The organism is Caminibacter sp., assembly GCF_053999135.1.
The window spans coordinates 1-17185 of record NZ_JBMXVQ010000106.1; the positions used below are offsets into that span (position 1 = coordinate 1).

General features: G+C 35.0%; 19 protein-coding genes. 6 read left to right on the forward strand and 13 right to left on the reverse strand.

Annotation, left to right across the window (positions count from 1 at the left end; translation table 11 throughout):
- From ACXJH6_RS07965 to ACXJH6_RS07975, 3 genes are all read left to right on the forward strand, one after another.
- Window positions 1-411, forward strand: a 411-nt coding sequence (locus ACXJH6_RS07965) for a DNA adenine methylase (protein WP_456471225.1), incomplete at its 5' end; no start/stop codon positions are given.
- Window positions 411-1142, forward strand: coding sequence for a class I SAM-dependent methyltransferase (locus ACXJH6_RS07970; protein WP_456471226.1), 732 nt, complete (start codon window positions 411-413; stop codon window positions 1140-1142). The genes ACXJH6_RS07965 and ACXJH6_RS07970, both read left to right, overlap by 1 nt.
- The gene (locus ACXJH6_RS07975; protein WP_456471227.1) at window positions 1126-1947 is read left to right on the forward strand and encodes a DnaJ domain-containing protein; all 822 of its coding nucleotides are present in this window, start codon (window positions 1126-1128) and stop codon (window positions 1945-1947) included. Before ACXJH6_RS07970 ends, ACXJH6_RS07975 begins: the two co-directional genes overlap by 17 nt.
- Here ACXJH6_RS07975 and radA read toward each other — a convergent pair.
- From radA to ACXJH6_RS07995, 4 genes are read right to left on the reverse strand one after another with little or no spacing between them, the layout of a single operon-like run.
- The gene (gene radA / locus ACXJH6_RS07980) at window positions 1931-3235 is read right to left on the reverse strand and encodes a DNA repair protein RadA (RefSeq protein ID WP_456471228.1); all 1305 of its coding nucleotides are present in this window, start codon (window positions 3233-3235) and stop codon (window positions 1931-1933) included. The genes ACXJH6_RS07975 and radA overlap by 17 nt on opposite strands.
- Window positions 3228-3473, reverse strand: coding sequence for a hypothetical protein (locus ACXJH6_RS07985; protein WP_456471229.1), 246 nt, complete (start codon window positions 3471-3473; stop codon window positions 3228-3230). Before ACXJH6_RS07985 ends, radA begins: the two co-directional genes overlap by 8 nt.
- The gene (gene ftsY / locus ACXJH6_RS07990; protein WP_456471230.1) at window positions 3466-4338 is read right to left on the reverse strand and encodes a signal recognition particle-docking protein FtsY; all 873 of its coding nucleotides are present in this window, start codon (window positions 4336-4338) and stop codon (window positions 3466-3468) included. Before ftsY ends, ACXJH6_RS07985 begins: the two co-directional genes overlap by 8 nt.
- Window positions 4339-4758 carry a hypothetical protein gene (locus tag ACXJH6_RS07995; protein ID WP_456471231.1) on the reverse strand — a complete coding sequence of 140 codons (420 nt, stop codon included), beginning with the start codon at window positions 4756-4758 and terminating at the stop codon, window positions 4339-4341.
- 39 nt (window positions 4759-4797) lie between these two features.
- Here ACXJH6_RS07995 and ACXJH6_RS08000 point away from each other — a divergent pair, with 39 nt between their 5' ends.
- From ACXJH6_RS08000 to ACXJH6_RS08010, 3 genes are read left to right on the forward strand one after another with little or no spacing between them, the layout of a single operon-like run.
- On the forward strand, window positions 4798-5403 hold the full coding sequence (locus tag ACXJH6_RS08000) for a 5-formyltetrahydrofolate cyclo-ligase (RefSeq protein WP_456471232.1): 606 nt from the start codon (window positions 4798-4800) through the stop codon (window positions 5401-5403).
- Entirely contained in the window at window positions 5330-6889 is a 1560-nt protein-coding gene (gene rny / locus ACXJH6_RS08005) for a ribonuclease Y (RefSeq protein ID WP_456471233.1), read from the forward strand. The genes ACXJH6_RS08000 and rny overlap by 74 nt, the downstream gene beginning before the upstream one ends.
- A gap of 8 nt (window positions 6890-6897) precedes the next feature.
- On the forward strand, window positions 6898-7479 hold the full coding sequence (locus ACXJH6_RS08010; protein ID WP_456471234.1) for an MBL fold metallo-hydrolase: 582 nt from the start codon (window positions 6898-6900) through the stop codon (window positions 7477-7479).
- On the opposite strand, the gene mnmL is transcribed toward ACXJH6_RS08010, so the two are convergent.
- From mnmL to ACXJH6_RS08055, 9 genes are all read right to left on the reverse strand, one after another.
- Entirely contained in the window at window positions 7470-8435 is a 966-nt protein-coding gene (gene mnmL, locus ACXJH6_RS08015; RefSeq protein ID WP_456471235.1) for a tRNA modification radical SAM protein MnmL/YtqA, read from the reverse strand. The genes ACXJH6_RS08010 and mnmL overlap by 10 nt on opposite strands.
- 51 nt (window positions 8436-8486) lie before the next feature.
- Window positions 8487-9824 (reverse strand): amidophosphoribosyltransferase, encoded by a 1338-nt coding sequence (gene purF, locus ACXJH6_RS08020; RefSeq protein WP_456471236.1) that lies wholly within the window; start codon window positions 9822-9824, stop codon window positions 8487-8489.
- A gap of 11 nt (window positions 9825-9835) precedes the next feature.
- Window positions 9836-10597 carry a 4-hydroxy-tetrahydrodipicolinate reductase gene (gene dapB / locus ACXJH6_RS08025; RefSeq protein ID WP_456471237.1) on the reverse strand — a complete coding sequence of 254 codons (762 nt, stop codon included), beginning with the start codon at window positions 10595-10597 and terminating at the stop codon, window positions 9836-9838.
- A complete protein-coding gene (gene trxB, locus ACXJH6_RS08030; protein WP_456471238.1) occupies window positions 10594-11505 on the reverse strand; it encodes a thioredoxin-disulfide reductase in 912 nt (303 codons plus the stop codon). Before trxB ends, dapB begins: the two co-directional genes overlap by 4 nt.
- Before the next feature lie 13 nt (window positions 11506-11518).
- Window positions 11519-11899 carry a hypothetical protein gene (locus ACXJH6_RS08035; protein WP_456471239.1) on the reverse strand — a complete coding sequence of 127 codons (381 nt, stop codon included), beginning with the start codon at window positions 11897-11899 and terminating at the stop codon, window positions 11519-11521.
- Between the two features lie 53 nt (window positions 11900-11952).
- Window positions 11953-12276, reverse strand: coding sequence for a thioredoxin (trxA, locus tag ACXJH6_RS08040; protein ID WP_456471240.1), 324 nt, complete (start codon window positions 12274-12276; stop codon window positions 11953-11955).
- Window positions 12277-12411: 135 nt separating this feature from the next.
- A complete protein-coding gene (locus ACXJH6_RS08045; protein ID WP_456471241.1) occupies window positions 12412-13713 on the reverse strand; it encodes a sulfide reductase in 1302 nt (433 codons plus the stop codon).
- A gap of 9 nt (window positions 13714-13722) precedes the next feature.
- Window positions 13723-14394, reverse strand: a complete 672-nt coding sequence (locus tag ACXJH6_RS08050) for a 4Fe-4S dicluster domain-containing protein (RefSeq protein WP_456471242.1) — start codon at window positions 14392-14394, stop codon at window positions 13723-13725.
- Between the two features lie 3 nt (window positions 14395-14397).
- A complete protein-coding gene (locus ACXJH6_RS08055) occupies window positions 14398-17055 on the reverse strand; it encodes a molybdopterin-dependent oxidoreductase (protein ID WP_456471243.1) in 2658 nt (885 codons plus the stop codon).
- Between the last annotated feature and the right edge of the window lie 130 nt (window positions 17056-17185).

Consider the following 17185-nt stretch of genomic DNA (forward strand, 5'->3'; position numbering starts at 1 on the left):
GCAAACAAATTTATAAAAGAGATAAGCGGAAACGTTTTATACCTTGACCCTCCTTATAACAGCAGACAATACGGAGCGAATTATCATCTTTTAAATACCATTGCCGAATATAAAGAGTTTGAGCCTAAGGGCAAAACGGGACTAAGAGATTATTATAAATCCTCTTGGTGCCAAAAAAGAAAAGTAAAAGAAGTCTTTGAAGATTTGATAAAACATGCAGATTTTGAGTGGGTATTCCTAAGCTACAATAATGAGGGACTTATGAGCGAAGAAGAGATAAAAGAAATCATGAGCAAATACGGAAAATATGAGCTTGTCAAAAAAGAGTATCAGCGCTTCAAGGCAGATAATAAAAGAGAGCATAAAGCAGATAAAACCCATGAATGTCTGCATATATTGAGGAAATATTAATGGATATAAAAATATACGACAAACTTGCACAAAAATACGACCTTGCTACTAAAATAGTGAGTTTTGGGATTGAAGAGCTTTGGAGGTGGATGTTTAAAAGAGAGATTAAAAAGTATATAAAAAACGGGATGCTTTTAGATGTTGCAAGCGCTACGGGTGAGATGGCAAGGGTAATGGATTTTGATAAAATGTATTTAGTTGAGCCAAGCAGCGAAATGGTAAAAGTGATTGTTGAAAAATTCGAAAAAAAGGGATATAAAAAAGAAGATTTCGAAGTTGTGTTTGAAGAGAGTCCTCATATAAAAATGAAAAAAGGGGAAAAAGAGGTTGTTATAATTCAAAATACTGCCGAAAATGTAAAACTTCCTGAAAAAGTTGATTTAATAACGGCATTTATGGCCCTTAGAAATTTTGACGATTTACAAAAAGGTATTAAAAATTTAGATTCCAATTTGAAAAATGGAGGAATTTTTGCTATTGTAGAAATGGTAAAAAGTGATTCTTTGTTTGCTAAATTTATTTTATGGTATATGAATAATATAGTGCCTCTTATCGCAGGAATTTTTACCGGTATGAAACAGGAATATAAATTGCTTGGTAAAAGTATAGACTCTTTAAAAGAAGAGGATATTTTGAAAAATTTTAAAAATTATAAGATAATAAAAAAACAAAAACTTATTTTTCCAATAGCGACAATGATAATAATGAGGAAAGATGGAGAGAATTCTTGAAGCAAAAATAGGCGAAAACATAGAAGTTGTTATAGACAGCCGTTTTAAGATAAAAGGTTTTATACAGTTTATTAGGCTATCGTTTAATAGACTTGAGATAAACGATAACGAGTATAAGATATTTTTTGATAAAGAAAACGTAAAAAACCATAAACTTTTAATTAATACCCTTGCAAATTTTTTCAGAAAACATCAAAAAGACGATACTGTTTATAAGAAACTGCTGCTTAATTACAAAAAAGACGTGGTTATAAAAATAAAAAAACATCAGGTTACGTTTGATGAAAAAGCTATTTATATAACAATAAGAAAAACTTCTTCAAAAGAGTTTGAAATCGATTTTGCCAATCCAAATCCTAAAGTTTATAACTACGTAAAAGGGCTGTTTTTATTTGATTTGCTGGATATGGACGAATATAAAATGATTATTTCGTTTAATAACGAAACTCAACGTATAGTAAGCGCTCTTATTTCAAAAACTTCCATTATGGGATATAAAGTAATATTTAACGTAAACGAAGCCGATTTTGAAAAAAAAGCGTCGTTTAGCGTTGAAGGTTCTTTAAAAGAGTATCTTAATAAAATAAGAAACGCCCTTGAGCTGTTTGGGGCTTCCACTATTTATGAGTTTGATAAGATTAAAAAAGAATACAGAAGGCTTGCTAAAAAATATCATCCGGATTTACACAGAAACAAACCTGAACTTATCCAAAAAATTTATGACAAAAAGTTTAGGAGAGTAAAAGAATCATATGAGCTTTTAGAAGAGTATTATCATCAAAAAACGGCTACATCCACTCAATAAGTTTTTCAACTTCCTTGACTTCATAGCATTTTAAAGGTTCTTCAAGAGGTTTTGTAGGGACTATCGCTTTTTTAAATCCTAAATTTGCGGCTTCTTTTAATCTTTGTTCCAGTCCGGGGACGTCTCTTATATCTCCAACAAGACTGACTTCTCCTAAAAATACCGTTTCTTTACTGATGGGTCTGTTTCTAAAACTGCTTGTTATTGCCGCTATAATAGCCAAATCAGCTGCCGGTTCGTTTATTTTTATACCTCCGGTAACATTGACGAATACGTCGTATTGATTAAAAGGAAGATTTAATTTTTTTTCAAGAAGAGCCAGAATCATATTAAGTCTTGGCAAATCAAACCCCGTTACGCTTCTTTTAGGTACACCGTAGCTTTCGCTGACCAGAGCCTGGACTTCCAGGACTATAGGACGGCTTCCTTCTAAAATGACGGTAATCGCACTTCCCGGGAGGGCTTTTTTACTAAAAAAATTTTTGTTTTTTGCGCTAACAAGTCCCTGTTTTGTCATTTCAAATATTCCTATTTCGCTGGTGGAACCGAAACGGTTTTTAAAGGCTCTTAAAATTCTTAGCTCTCTGGATGCTTCTCCTTCAAAATACAAAACGGTATCCACCATATGTTCAAGTACCCTGGGACCGGCTATTGAACCCTCTTTGGTTATATGCCCTATTATAAAAATAGGAATTTTGTTTTCTTTGGCTATTCTCATAAGTTCAAATGTCGCTTCTCTTACCTGGGAAACGCTTCCGGGAGCCGATTGGATTTCTTGAGAATATATTGTTTGAATGGAGTCGATAATTACTAAGTCATATCCTTTTTTTATCTCTTCTATTATATTTTCAACCACTATTTCGGGCATTAAAAAAAGGTTTTTGTTTTTTATTCCAAGTCTTTGGGCCCTTAATTTTATCTGTCCCGGGGATTCCTCTCCGGCTACGTACAATACTTTTTTATTTATGTTTCCGGCAAGTTTAAGCATTAAGGTTGATTTTCCAACACCCGGGCTTCCTCCTATAAGAACGAGGCTTCCCGGTACTATCCCTCCTCCTAAAACCAAATCTAATTCGCTGTCGTTTGAGCTGAATCTTTCTATTTCCTCTTTTTCTATTTCATCGAATTTTAATACTTTTGAAGGTGTAGAGGAAGTTTTTGTTGAGGTTTTTTCTTCCTTAATTTCTATGAAACTTTCCCAGCTGCCGCAGGCGGGGCATTTCCCCATCCATTTTGCGCTTTTATAACCGCATTCACAACATTCAAAAACCGTTTTTTTCTTAGCCATTGCTTAGGGTTTCTAAAATTTTTTGAGTCGACATTGCATTATTGAAGTTGTTTATCATAATAAGATACATAACTCTCCACATATAAATTGCCAACAGCATAAGTGTAGTTGAGATTATGATGTACCATTTATGTTCTTTAAAATCTATAACTTCAACGTCTTTAAATTTCAAATAAACAATCCATATAAAAGCGGCGATAATAATCAGACTTCCAAAAAAAAAGATAATATCATCCATTATAAAGTCCTTCCAGAATTCCTTCTATGAATTCCTCTTTGTCAAATTCAACCAAATTCTCCGGTTTTTCACCCACTCCTACAAAATATATAGGTAGTTTCAGTTCGTTTACTATTGTAAACAGACTTCCTCCTTTTGCGGTACCGTCTAGTTTTGTGATAATTATTCCGTCAACTCCTATTACTTCGTTAAATACCTTTGCCTGATTGACCGCGCTGCTTCCCTGAGTTCCGTCTATTATCAAAATAACTTTGTGAGGAGCGTTTTCATACGCTTTTTTTGCAACATTTACGATTTTTTTCAGTTCGTTTTGTAAATTAACCTTATTGTGAAGACGTCCCGCCGTATCAATTAAAGCAATATCTATTCCTTTTGCTTTTGCGCTTGCTATGGTATCGTATGTAACGGCTGCGGGGTCATGTCCCTGTTTTGTTTTAATAATAGGAACATCCAAAATTTCAGCCCAGCGGCTTAACTGTTCTATTGCTGCGGCCCTGAAAGTATCGGCCGCTCCTAAAATAACGCTTCTGCCCTCTTTTTTAAATTTATACGCAAGTTTTGCTATTGTTGTTGTTTTTCCTGCCCCGTTTACTCCTATTATTAAAAATACGTAAGGTTTGTCGTTTATTTCTATTTTGTTTTCAGGCACGTCGAATATTTTTAAAAGTTCTTTTTTTAGTTTTTCTTTTGTAACTTCTTTTGGAAGTTTTTCTATTATTTTTTCTACAAGTTCGTAATCTATATCCGCTTCTATAAGTGCTTCTTCAAGTAATTCTCTATCTATTTTTTCTTTTTTTTCACTTCCTACGACCGTTTGAATGGCCTCTTTTGTTTTTTCAAGTGCTTTTTTAAAAATTCCAAACATTTAATATCCTTCCGCTTTTAAGATTTCATACGGTGTTAAATTTTCAAATTTCACCGTTTTGTTTTTATCAAGTATGATTATTGTGGGATAGAGCGAAACATTAAAATATCTTTTTAAAAAACCGTTATCGGTAGAGACAAATGTTACGCCCATTTTTTTTAATATATTTTTTTGAATTTTGCAATATGTCGAATTGTTATCGAAAAGAATAAAAACTCTTTTTTCAGGGTAAACGAGATTTTCGTTTTTAAAAATAAGAGTTGTTTTTCCGATTGTTATTTTTGTTAAATTTTTCTCCTCTTTTTTTTCTTTTTTAGGTACAATTTTAGAACAGTTTTTCTCAAGATTATTCAGATTTTGCTGTTTCTTTTCTTGACATCCCAATAAAATTAAGATTAATATTGGTAAAATATACTTCATATGTCTCCTTTTGCGTAATTTTATCAAAAGGCTTTAAAAATGAAAAATGACCTTAAAAGCGAATTTAGAAAAATTTGTCTTAATTTAAACAAACACAACAAGTATTACTATTCAAAAAAAATCGGATGGGAGATTTATAAAATCGCTAAAAACCATCAAAAAATACTGTTTTTTATTCCAATGAAGAACGAAGTGGATATTCACTGGGTTATTAGAAAATTAAAAATGGAAAAAAAGAGTGTTTTTGTGCCTTTTATGCAAGATTTAAGCTTTAAAATGGTAAAATACTCATTACCTTTGGCCAAAAAAAAATTCTCAATTTTAGAACCTCTCAATAAAAACGAAACTTTAGAAAAAATAGACCTGGCTATTGTACCAATCGTTGGAATAGACAGTGACTTTAAAAGAATAGGATTTGGTAAAGGTATGTACGACAGGTTCTTTGCCAGACTTAAATACCGACCTAAAATCGTATTCGTACAGCTTAAACCATGCGTGTCTAAAACAAAACTGACCGACGGATACGATATAAAAGCGGATGAATATATAAGTTTTAATATAAGGAGAAAAAATGATAATAGAAATTATTCTCGCTTCTTCTTTATCCGCTCTAGGGGCTTTTATTATAGCCAAGAAGATGGATAAAGCAAAATATGACGTTTATGTGGCAGAAGCCAGAGCAAAAGCGAAAGCGATAGAACATGAAGCCGAAATTGTTCTTGAAAACGCAAAATCAAAAGCAAAAGAGCTTGAGCTTGAAGCTAAAAACTCTTATGAAATGCAAAAAATAGAACTGAGACAAGAGTACGAAAATAAACTCTCAGAAATTCTTAAAAAAGAGGAGGAGATAGAAAACCTTTTAAAAGAGCACTATAAAAAAGATGAAGAGCTTAAAAAAGAGATAGAAAATTTAAAAAAAGAAAAAACACTTCTTGATAAGCTCAAAAAGAAATATGAAAATAAATTAAAAGAGCTTGAAAACGTTCTCTCAAGTGCCGCCGGTCTGACAAAAGACGAGGCTAAAAGTATTATTCTTCAAAAGACAGAGGAATCTTTAAGGGATGAAATAGCTCATCTTACAAGGAAAATTTTAAAAGAAGCCGAAAATGACGCCAAAAGAAAAGCCAATTTTGTAATAGCTCAGGCTACGACCAGATATGCAGGGGAATTTGCCGGTGAGAGGCTTATAAATGTAGTGCCTATTGGGGATGACGAAATGAAGGGGCGTATAATAGGAAAAGAAGGGAAAAATATAAAAACCCTTGAAATGGTTACGGGATGCGATATTATTATTGATGAAACACCGGGTATTATTACTGTCAGCAGTTTTAATATTTACCGAAGACAAATAGCCGTTGAGACTATTAAAAGACTGATTGAAGACGGAAGAATACATCCTGCCAGAATAGAGGAGGTGTATAAAAAGGTTGAGGAAGAGTTTGAGGAAAAGACGGTAAAAGAAGGTGAGGAGATTTTACTTGATTTAGGACTTGCCGGTGCGGGAATTCATTCTGAGATAGTAAAACTTATAGGAAGACTCAGATACAGGGCAAGTTACGGTCAAAATGCTCTTGGGCATTCGTTGGAAGTTGCCCATTTGGCTGGGATTATGGCTGCTGAGATGGGAGGAGATGAATTGCTTGCAAAAAGAGCGGGGATACTTCATGATATAGGAAAGGCCCTGACACATGAAATAGGGGGTGATCACGTTAATTTGGGATATGATTTATGTAAAAGATACGGTGAACCTGAAGTGGTTCTTAACGCTATAAAAGCACACCATGGACACGAAGAACCGACAAGTGTTGAATCTGCGGCTGTATGTGCGGCTGACGCTCTCTCAGCTGCAAGACCGGGTGCCAGAAGAGAAGTTTTGGAAGCGTTTTTAAAAAGGGTTCAGGCTATTGAAGAGATTGCCACAAATTATGACGGAGTGATAAAAGCGTATGCCATGAACGCCGGTCGTGAAATAAGAGTGATTGTTGAGGCGGATTTGATAAGCGATGATGAAGCAGTGCTTTTAAGTAGGGAAATAGCCAAAAGAATAGGCGAAGAGGTCAGTTTCCCTGGAGAAATTAAAGTTAATGTTATAAGAGAAAAAAGGGCCGTTGATTATGCGGTTGCCAGTTAGGAGGGAAAATGGAGGTTTTAGTAAAGCCGTGCGGGGAATTTTATACCAATTGTTATATTGTTGACAAAAAAATAATAATAGACCCGGGAGTCGGGGCGTTTGAATTTGTAAAAGAACATGTAAAAGAGCCTTTGGCGATAATAAATACACATGGACATTTTGACCATGTATGGGACAATAAGAAAATAAAAGAGTATTATAATATTCCTATTTATATTTATAAAAATGACGCTTTTATGCTGACAGATGACCCGTTTGGGTATAATCCCCCAAAAAGTGAGCCTGATATTTTAATGGAAGAGGGAAATTATAAAATAGGGGATTATGATGTTTTAGTGCGTCATTTTCCCGGACATACTCCCGGAAGTGTTACGATAGAGATAGGGGATGAGATGTTTAGCGGGGATTTTATTTTTGACGGAAGTATAGGAAGAGTAGATTTTCCTTATTCCGACCCTGAAAAAATGAAAGAGTCCATTAAAAAATTTTTAAAAATTCCTTATGATAAAAGGATTTTGCCCGGTCATGGAGCGGCTACAACTATAAAAAAAGCACAAAAATTTTTGCCTGTATGGCTTGATTATTTATAATTTTCCAATTCCCAATGAAGTTTTATTCCGGCTTTTTGTAACGCCTGATGAATATGACTCATTTGTGTGGCTTTATCTCTGCACCATTCAGGTGCAAGTAAATTTTTGCTTCCCGCTGTCATTCGTTGAATTGAAATATTTTGAGGCAGCATTTTTATAGCTTTTACAAGAGTATCAATATATTCTTCTTCCGTAATAGGGGTAAAGTTTCCTTTTTTGTATTCTAATGCCAAAAGCGTGTTTTCAGTTACATAAAGCGGATGAAACTTTATACTGTCAATATTCAGGGCTATGGAATCTTTTACGCTTTTTAACATCTCTTTTTGACTCTCTCCCGGAAGTCCGAATATTAAATGGCCGCAAACATTTAAACCTAATTCTTTTGTTTTTGTTATAGTATCTACTATGTTTTGAAAGTCATGTCCTCTGTTTATTTTTTTTAACGTTTCGTCATTTGATGTCTGAATACCGTATTCAATCCATATTTCATAATCTTTTGAAAGTTTTTTTAAATATTGAAGTGTTTCGTCTGTAATACTGTCCGTTCTGGTTCCTACACTTATTCCTATTACATCAGGGAATGATAGAGCTTTTTCGTAAAGGGCTTTTAGGGTTTTAAAAGGAGCGTAGGTATTGGTAAAACTTTGAAAATAAACGATAAATTTTTGGGCTCCGTATATTTTTTTTAAGGTAGGTACGGTATTAAAAAACTGAAATTCCAGACTTTTTAATTGTTTTTCCAAAAGAGGGTTTTCTTTTGAAGTGAGATTAAGGGTAAATTTTTCTTTTGTAAAATTCGGAGAAAAACTTTCATTTTCACAAAAAACGCATCCGCCTCTGGCTACCGTCCCGTCAATATTAGGACAGGTGAAACCGGGAATGGAAATAGGTACTTTTTTTACGTTTGTGTTAAATTTTTTCTTTAAGTATTTTCCAAATGTATAGAGTTTATCCATTATACCTCTTTTTTGGCTTCTTTATAACAAAAAAGAGAAAAAAAGTCCAGATTAAAGGATAGGATAATTACCGTCAAAGCATGCAAAACAGTAGTTTTCTTTTTTGTCGTTTACGGCTCTGACCAGACCGTCAATTGAGAGATATGCTAAAGAATCGGCTTCTATATATTTGGCTATTTCTTGAGTGGAGAGTTTTGATGCGATAAGCTCTTCTTTGCTTGGAGTGTCTACTCCGTAATAACATGGCCCCGTAGTGGCCGGAGATGCTATTCTCATATGGACTTCTTTAGCTCCGGCTTCTTTTAGCATTCTGACAATTCTTCTGCTGGTGGTCCCTCTTACGATACTGTCATCTATTACGACTAGTCTTTTTCCTTCTATTTTATGTCTGATAGGAGATAGTTTCATTTTTACTTTTAAATCTCTTATTTCCTGAGTCGGTTCGATAAAAGTTCTTCCGACATAATGGTTTCTCATAATTGCCATTTCAAAAGGGATACCGCTTTCTTGTGCGTATCCTAAGGCCGCCGCAACTCCGCTGTCAGGAACGGGTACTACCATATCGGCATCTACAGGCAATTCTTTTGCAAGTTCCCTTCCCATCTGTTTTCTGATGCTGTAAACGTTTTTTCCAAAAACATTGCTGTCCGGTCTTGCAAAGTAGATGTATTCGAAAACACACTGTTTGGGTGTCGGTTCGAAAATCATTTCACTTTTAATCTCACCGTTTTCAAAAGTAATCATTTCACCCGGTTTTACATCTCTTATAAATTCAGCTCCCACAAGCTCAAACGCGCAAGTTTCACTGGCTATTATATAGCCTCCCGATTTTATTTTTCCAAGGGACAGCGGTCTGAAACCAAAAGGGTCTCTTATGGCAAACATTTTGCTTCTGCTAAGAATTACTAAAGAAAAAGCCCCTTTAATTTTCTTGACAGCGTCTATTATTCTTTCTTTAAGAGTCGGTTTTTGATAGTTTTTGGCGATTAAATGAATAAGGTTTTCCGTATCCATATTGCTTTGAAAAATGGCGCCGATTTTTATTAATTCATCTCTTATTTCTTTTGCGTTTACCAAGTTTCCGTTATGAACGATGGAAATTTCTCCAAGACCGTATCTTGCAAATACCGGCTGGGCATCCAAAATGGAATCGTTTCCCGCGGTTGAATATCTGGTATGACCTATTGCCATATCGCCTTTTAATACATTAAAATGTTCCTCTTTAAAAATCTGGGTGACAAGCCCTCTGTCTTTTATAGTACGAATATGAACTCCGTCGCTTGAAGAAATTCCCGCGGCTTCCTGACCTCTGTGCTGCATAGCAAAAAGAGAATAAAACGCAAGTTTACTTGCGTTATGATTACCGTAAATACCTACTACTGAACACATTTATTTATCCTTTAAAGTCCTAAGGCGTCGTTAATTGAATAAAGACCCGGTTTTTGATTTACAAGCCATTTAGATACTTTTATGGCTCCTCTTGCGAACGTTTCTCTGTTTGTAGCTGTATGATTAAGCTCTAAAAATTCACCTTCATTATAAAATCCTACCGTATGTCTTCCCACTACGTCTCCGCCTCTTAGGGCGAACACTCCTATTTCATCTTTTGTTCTGGGTCCGACGTGTCCGCTTCTTCCTGTTACCATCACGTCTTTAAGTTCAAGCCCTCTGGCACGGGCGGCGTGTTCTGCAAGGGTCAGTGCCGTTCCGCTTGGAGCGTCTACTTTGTATCTGTGATGCTGTTCTATTATTTCAATATCGAAATCTTTAAGTTTAGCACTTACCATTTCTACTAATTTATTTAAAACAGCTATTCCCAAACTCATATTTGTAGCGTATAAAACGGGAGCTTTTTTACTTACTTCTATCATAAGGTTTTTTTGATGGTTATTTAGTCCGGTTGTAGCTATTACAAGCGGTTTTGGAATTTCAAGAGCCGCTTCCAGGAGTTTTTGGGTGGCTACAGGTGCCGAAAAATCTATTACTATATCGCTGTTTTCAAGAAGTGTTTTGGCGTCGTTTGTTATTACCGTTTCTTTATCAAACTCTATTGTCTGAGGTCCTTCAAACATTACCGCTCCGATAGGTGAGTTTTCTTCTTTTAGGATTTTTACCAAAAGTTGTCCTACTCTTCCGGTTGCTCCTATTATTCCGTATTTCATATTTCTTCCTTTTCTATATATTTTATAGCGTTAATAGCCGCTACCGCGCCATCTCCCGCGGCGGCTACAACCTGTTTTACACTGTTTTCTCTAACATCACCGGCGGCATATACGCCTTTTTGGGATGTCTGCATATTTAAATCCACTTTTATTTCATCCCATTCGTTTAATTCAACCAACTCTTTTGCTATCTGGCTGTTTACTTTCATTCCTACAAAGACAAAAACACCATCTGTTTTTAACTCTTTTTCTTCACCGTTTTGTTTTATAATTATACCTTCTACAAACTGATTTCCCAAGGCTTTTACAACCGTTGAATTGTAAATCACTTCTATATTTTCCGTATTAAGAACTTTTTTTTGAGTAAGCGGTGCTGCTCTGAATTTGTCCCTTCTGTGAATTAAATATACTTTTTTTGCTATTTTGCTTAAGTAAAGAGCTTCTTCAAGAGCCGTATCCCCGCCTCCTATAACGGCTACAATTTTATCCTTATAAAAAAAACCGTCGCATACGGCGCAGTAGCTGACTCCCTTTCCTGTAAATTCTTCTTCTCCTTCAAATCCCGCTTTTTTAGGTGTTGCTCCCGTTGCTATTATTACCGTTTTTGAAGCATATTCGTTTTTGTGGGTTTTGATTGTAAATGTGTTATTTTGAAGTAGAATTTTTAAAGCTTCCTCGCTTTTTATTTCGCATCCGAATTTTTTTGCCTGTTCGGGCCAACAGGACATCATCTCAAGACCGCTTTTAACTTCGCATATTCCAGGATAGTTTTCTATTTCGCTGCTAAGGGTTATCTGACCTCCGGGGGTTAGTTTTTCCAAAATTAAGGTTTTCGCCCCGAGTCTGCTTGAGTAAATTCCGGCACTAAGTCCGGCTGGACCTCCTCCTATAATAATTACGTCATACATTTTTTTCTCCTTTTTATTTAATTATTTCCAGAGGACTTGCCTGTTTATAAAGTTTTTTGTTGTATCTTTTTATTTTTACCACAACCGGTATTTCATAAATATTTAGATATTGGATTATTTTTATAAGAGTATTTATACCGGCTGTTGTATATATTACTCCTTTATAATTTTTTCTTTGTTGAAAAAAGTCTATTGCCAAAACGGGTTTATCGTGTTTTATTTTTTTTAGCAGTTCATTTAAATCCGACATTTTAGAACTAAAAAGGATTAAATAGTATTCATCGGCTTTTGGTTCGAAAATATCGGATTTTTCATAAAGAATTATTTTTTCAAAATCTAAAAATTTATACGTTGAGAATTTATAATTATAATAGAAGAAAAATGCGGCTACCATTAATGCTCCGAAAAAGGAGCTGAAAGTATAAAAGAATCTGTTTTTAAATATTCTTATTCTCCAAGAAGCGCGTTAATTTTTTCTTCGTAGAATTGCTTAGGAGCCGCTCCTATCATACTGTCTGCTAATTCTCCGTCTTTGAAGAATAAAACGGTAGGAATACTTCTGATACCGAATTGAATTGCAAGTTCTTGTTCTTCATCAGTATTGATTTTTCCTACAGCTACGCCTTTATCTTTGTATTCTTCCGCTAATTCTTCGATAATAGGCGCTATCATTCTACAAGGTCCGCACCATGGAGCCCAAAAATCCACTACTACTACTTTGTTGTTTTTTACTATATCGGCAAAATTGTCTTTTGTAATTTCCAATGCCATTTATAACTCCTTACTTTTTAATTTATATTATACACAAAAAAAGAGGTTTTTATTCCTTTATTATGAATATTTTTTAAATTTATAAAATAAAATTACAAGCTTTTAAATTAAGAAAAGCCCAAAAGGGCTAGAAGATTAATGAGCTACGTTATCGTTGATGTTTCTAACGTCAAATAGTTTATCAAGAATAGCGTAAATTGCTATACCTATTCCTAAACATCCGATAATTATAAACCATTCCATTGTATGGGGAGGTATGTATGCCCATGGAGTAATTTCAGCTAAATTATAAATTCCTGTGGCTTCAGGTCCGTTTCCGAATCTGTCAGTCATAGGATAAATGTTTCCACCGTAAATAAATGCCTGTCTCATTAAAAAAGTGCCTATGATAGCCGAAACAGCTCCTATTAAGATAGCTGATGGTTTTTTTGTTAAGAAAAGCACGAATGGAATAACTATTCCAAGAATAATCCATCCCCAGTACATCCAACTAATAGGACTTCCTCCTGCAATTAACGTCATCCATTTAGGATCTACAACCATAAAGTTAATTACTTCGTAAATTGCAGCCAAAGCAATAATAAAGATTCCTATCTTTGATATAGTTTGAATAAATTCTTCGAAATAAGGTTTATTTTTTAATCCTAAGAAAGCAAATAAAATAGCTCCCGCAATTCCTGTTAAAGCACCTGTAATTAAGAAATAAATCCAAAGTTGTGGAATATCAGTCCATAAATGTCTTGGTGTGTTAAGATTGAATAACAATCCTTGGATATAAAATTCTCCAAGGTCAATAAGAATACCAAGTATTACTAAAATTCCTGCCATTTTTCTGGCTAAATCTCTTTTGTTTGTAATAAGAAAATAAATTTCAATAAAAGTAAACGGAATATAAACTCCGTATAAAGGCAGCATCAGCCACATACCGCTTTGAGGTTGAGGATTTAAAATCATCCAGTAAATATTTAATTGATTTGCCAGGTCGGTAAAGATTGAGATTAAACCGCCAAATACCATTGAAATTCCGAAAGTTATAAGAGCCGCTGCAACTTTCGGAGCTATTTTTACATGGAAAAGTTCCATTAAAGATGTTAAAAAGATAAGAGCACTACCTCCATATAATAAATAAACGTATTGAGTAACAAATACACCCCATGGTTCCGCTTTGTTTACTTCTTCGATGTGTTCAAGATTAAAAATTTGTTCTTTTAGAGCTTCTGCTACCGTTCTTAAATGTTCGGCGCTTCCGCCTGCCGCGGCTATTATATCCGCATTATTAACAAAATGATGAGCCCATCTTAAATAAAGTATTTCATACCATCCAACTAAACCGATTGCTATTAACACATATGCTATAAGCATTGTTTTATTAAACAGCAATTCTCCTAAGCTTACTTTTTTTATATTAAGTCCGCAACATTCTTTGTATTCAGCCATTTTAGCTCCTTACGCTTTTTTCCACTCAGGTTTTTTTGCCTGAGCCGCCGCTTCGTATAATGGTTTAATATCTTCCCATTTGTGTAATTTAATACCTTCACCAAGTGTTCTTTTTCTATATTCTTCATCTTCTGGTGCTAGGTAAAACAGTTTTGGTAAAGTTCCTTCGTTTTCTTTTAAAACGAAAAACTCTCTTGATTTTAAAAGTTGAACGATATCGGAATTTTCATCTTCCAAATCACCAAACGTTCTAACTTTTGTAGGACATGTTGCGCTACATGCCGTTGTTCCGTATTCTTGGATTCTTCCGTCACAAAACGTACATTTGTCTACCGCGTGTCTTGTTTCATCAACAAATCTTGCTTCATACGGACATGCTTCCATACAACCTTTACAGATAATACACATATCATAATCAACTTTTACGATACCGCCTTCTACAAAATGAGACGCTCCAGTAGGACATACGGTTACACAAGGAGCGTCTTCGCAGTGATTACATTGGCTTGGGTAAAAATTTAGAAAAACGTCCGCTAACGTTTGACCGCCTTCTACGATTCCTACCCAGATTCTTTGTTTATCGGCTCCAAGCATTACGCCGTTTTCGTCTTTACATGCCACTTCGCATGCTCTACAGTCTATACAGTTTTGGTATTCAAGTGCTATTGCGTAGTTTGCCATGGCTTACACCTTTCTTATTTTTACAAAAGTTTCGTTCATACTGCTTGCTCCTATAAACGGATCAACATGGTCTTCAGCAATTTGAGCTTGGGAAACTCCGTTGTCGTATCCAAGGGTAAACAGTTTTGACTGACTTCCAAGTCCGGTTGCTACGAAAATAGTATCTTTTCTGATTCTTTTTGTAGGATATACTTTTCCTCTTACTTTTTGGCCTTGTCTGTTGATTAGTTCTACTTCGTCTTTGAATTTGACTCCAAGTTCTTTAGCTAATTCATCATTAATCCATATATAGTTATAATTCATTAAATCAAGTAATAAATAATTGTTTGGATGTGAGCTTTGGGTAAAATATCCATGTCTTCCGATAACGAGTCTAACTTGACCTTTTTTCGGTTCTTCAAACATACTATCACGCCATTTTGGCATATCTGTTACTACATCAGTTTCTCCCGTAACAGGGTTTTTAAATTTTTGTCCGGCGATGTTTTTAAGAGCGAATTTAATAAATTTACCTTTTTTAGGTACTATACAGTAATCTTCAGGAAGTGTACAGTATTTTTTATAAAGTTCATATATTAAGTCGTTTTTGCCAGGAACGTCTTTTCTGAATACTTTTAGATGTTCGTCTATTATTCCTTCTTCTATTGCTTTTTCTATTCCAGGCCAGTAAACGCCGTATTCTTTTAAGATATGAGCCGCTTTTTCTCCATAAATTTCTTTCATAACTTCTTCATTAAACTCTTCTGGAGTTTTTTCATAAGCAAGACTTAATTTAAATGTGGAAATATCGAGATTATCTTCTCCGGCCCATTCAAGAATAGCTTTTATAAGTTTTTCGTCTTTTATATCAGTTCTTAATTTGTCTTCGTCTATTTCAAAATCATCAGTTAAGTATTTTGCCAGATTGAAATCTTTTGGAAGTTCGACCTCAAGTTCGTCCGCATCCCATGTATGTTTGAATGTTATTGCGGCTAAGTCTTTTTCTACTTTTTCGCTTAATTCTTTCATAATGTAATATAAAGGTTTTGTATCATATAAAGGTTTTGAAGTCGCCCATCTAGCTCCAATCATAGGTTCTCTTAGAGTTCCGAATGATTTTAGAGGGGATGTTCTTTCAAGATATACGGTATCAGGTAAAATAACGTCTGCATACATAGCCGTATCGTTTGGTAATATGTCGATAACTACTACCAAATCCATAGTGTCGAACATTTTTTCAGTTAATTCTCTACCAGGTACCGATTGAATAGGATTTTCTCTGTAAATAAACATTCCTCTTACAGGATATGCGTTTTCTGGCAGTTTTTCGCCTTTTTTCCATTTAGTATTGATGTCTAAAACAGTGTTTCTGAATATTTGCCAGCTTCCTTTTCCAGGGTTGATTAGAGGATATTCACCTTTTGGAAGCAGTGCCAAATCGATTCTCGGTTTAGCGTTGTCGTAAATTGGAAAATCTTCATATTCATATTTTTCCGCTTTTAAACCTCTATTTAATAAAACACCGCCAGGTCTGTTTACACATCCATGAAGGGCGTTAAATATAGCCTGAGCGCGTCTGAATTCGAAGTCTTGATAATACCAGGTTGATTTTCTGCTTCTGTAGCAGTTTGCCGCACCTTTATATGTTTCGGCTGCGTCTGAAAATTCTTTTGTGATTCTTCTGATAGTATCTGCCGGGATTTCTGTAATTTTTTCCGCCCATTCAGGTGTATATTTCGCTCCTTCTCCATTTGTAAAATAGTCTTCAAGTTCGGCTAAACCGTCTGCGTATTTTGAAAGATATTCCGCTTTGTAAGGCGTTTTATGGTAGCCTTTATTAATAGTTTCATGAATCATAGCGAGCATTAACGCCGCGTCCGTTCCCGGTTTGATTGGAATAAATTCATCAGCCTGAGCGGCAGTATTTGTATATCTGACATCTACATATACAATTTTTGCCCCTCTTTTATGTGTTTTTCTAAATAAATCAAGTGTGTCTGGAGTAACGATTGCTTCGGCTCTGTTTGCTCCTAGCATTAAAACATATTTTGATTTTTCAAAATCAGCACTTCCCCAGCTTCCGTATGTCAGTTTGTTTGCTATAAAAGCAGGTGCAAAACATGTAGTAAAGTGGTCTACGAAGTTGTTGCTTCCTACGCCGTCTTTAAAAGTGGCGAATAGGGGTTCTTCCGCACCGGCCCCGGCACCAAAAGCAATTGTACTTCTGTTGTCTTTTTCTTCGTCAATGATTTTTACCATTTTTTGTCTGATAAATTCATAAGCTTCTTCCCAGCTTACCTGTTTGAATTTACCTTCTCCTCTTTTTCCTACTCTAATCATAGGTCCTTTTAGTCTGTCTGGGTCATAAGCCGCTGCGATACCTGCATTTCCTCTCGCACAAGCAAAATTTCTTGATTTGGTGAATAGAGGATTTGGGTCCAGTTTTGTAATTTTTCCATCAACGTTTCTTGCGATGAATCCGCACATATTAACGCACATTCCGCAGAATGTAGGTGTGTATGTAGCGTTTTTAATTTCTTTTTCTTTTTTTTCCTTTGCACTTTCCGCATCTTCATAAGCGCTTAGAGCAAATGCGGAAGTAGATGCAAGTCCCGCTCCCGCAGCCGCCGCTGCAGAACCTTTTAGAAAACTTCTTCTTTTTAAGTCTATAATTTCAGACATCTACTCTCCTTTTTAGGTTTTACAAAATGTATTATATTAAAGATATATTAATAAGCCTCCAAAAAGAGGAGGTTATAAGAAAAACTTATTAAAAGTTGTATCTGATATAAGCTCTTATATCAGTTGCTTT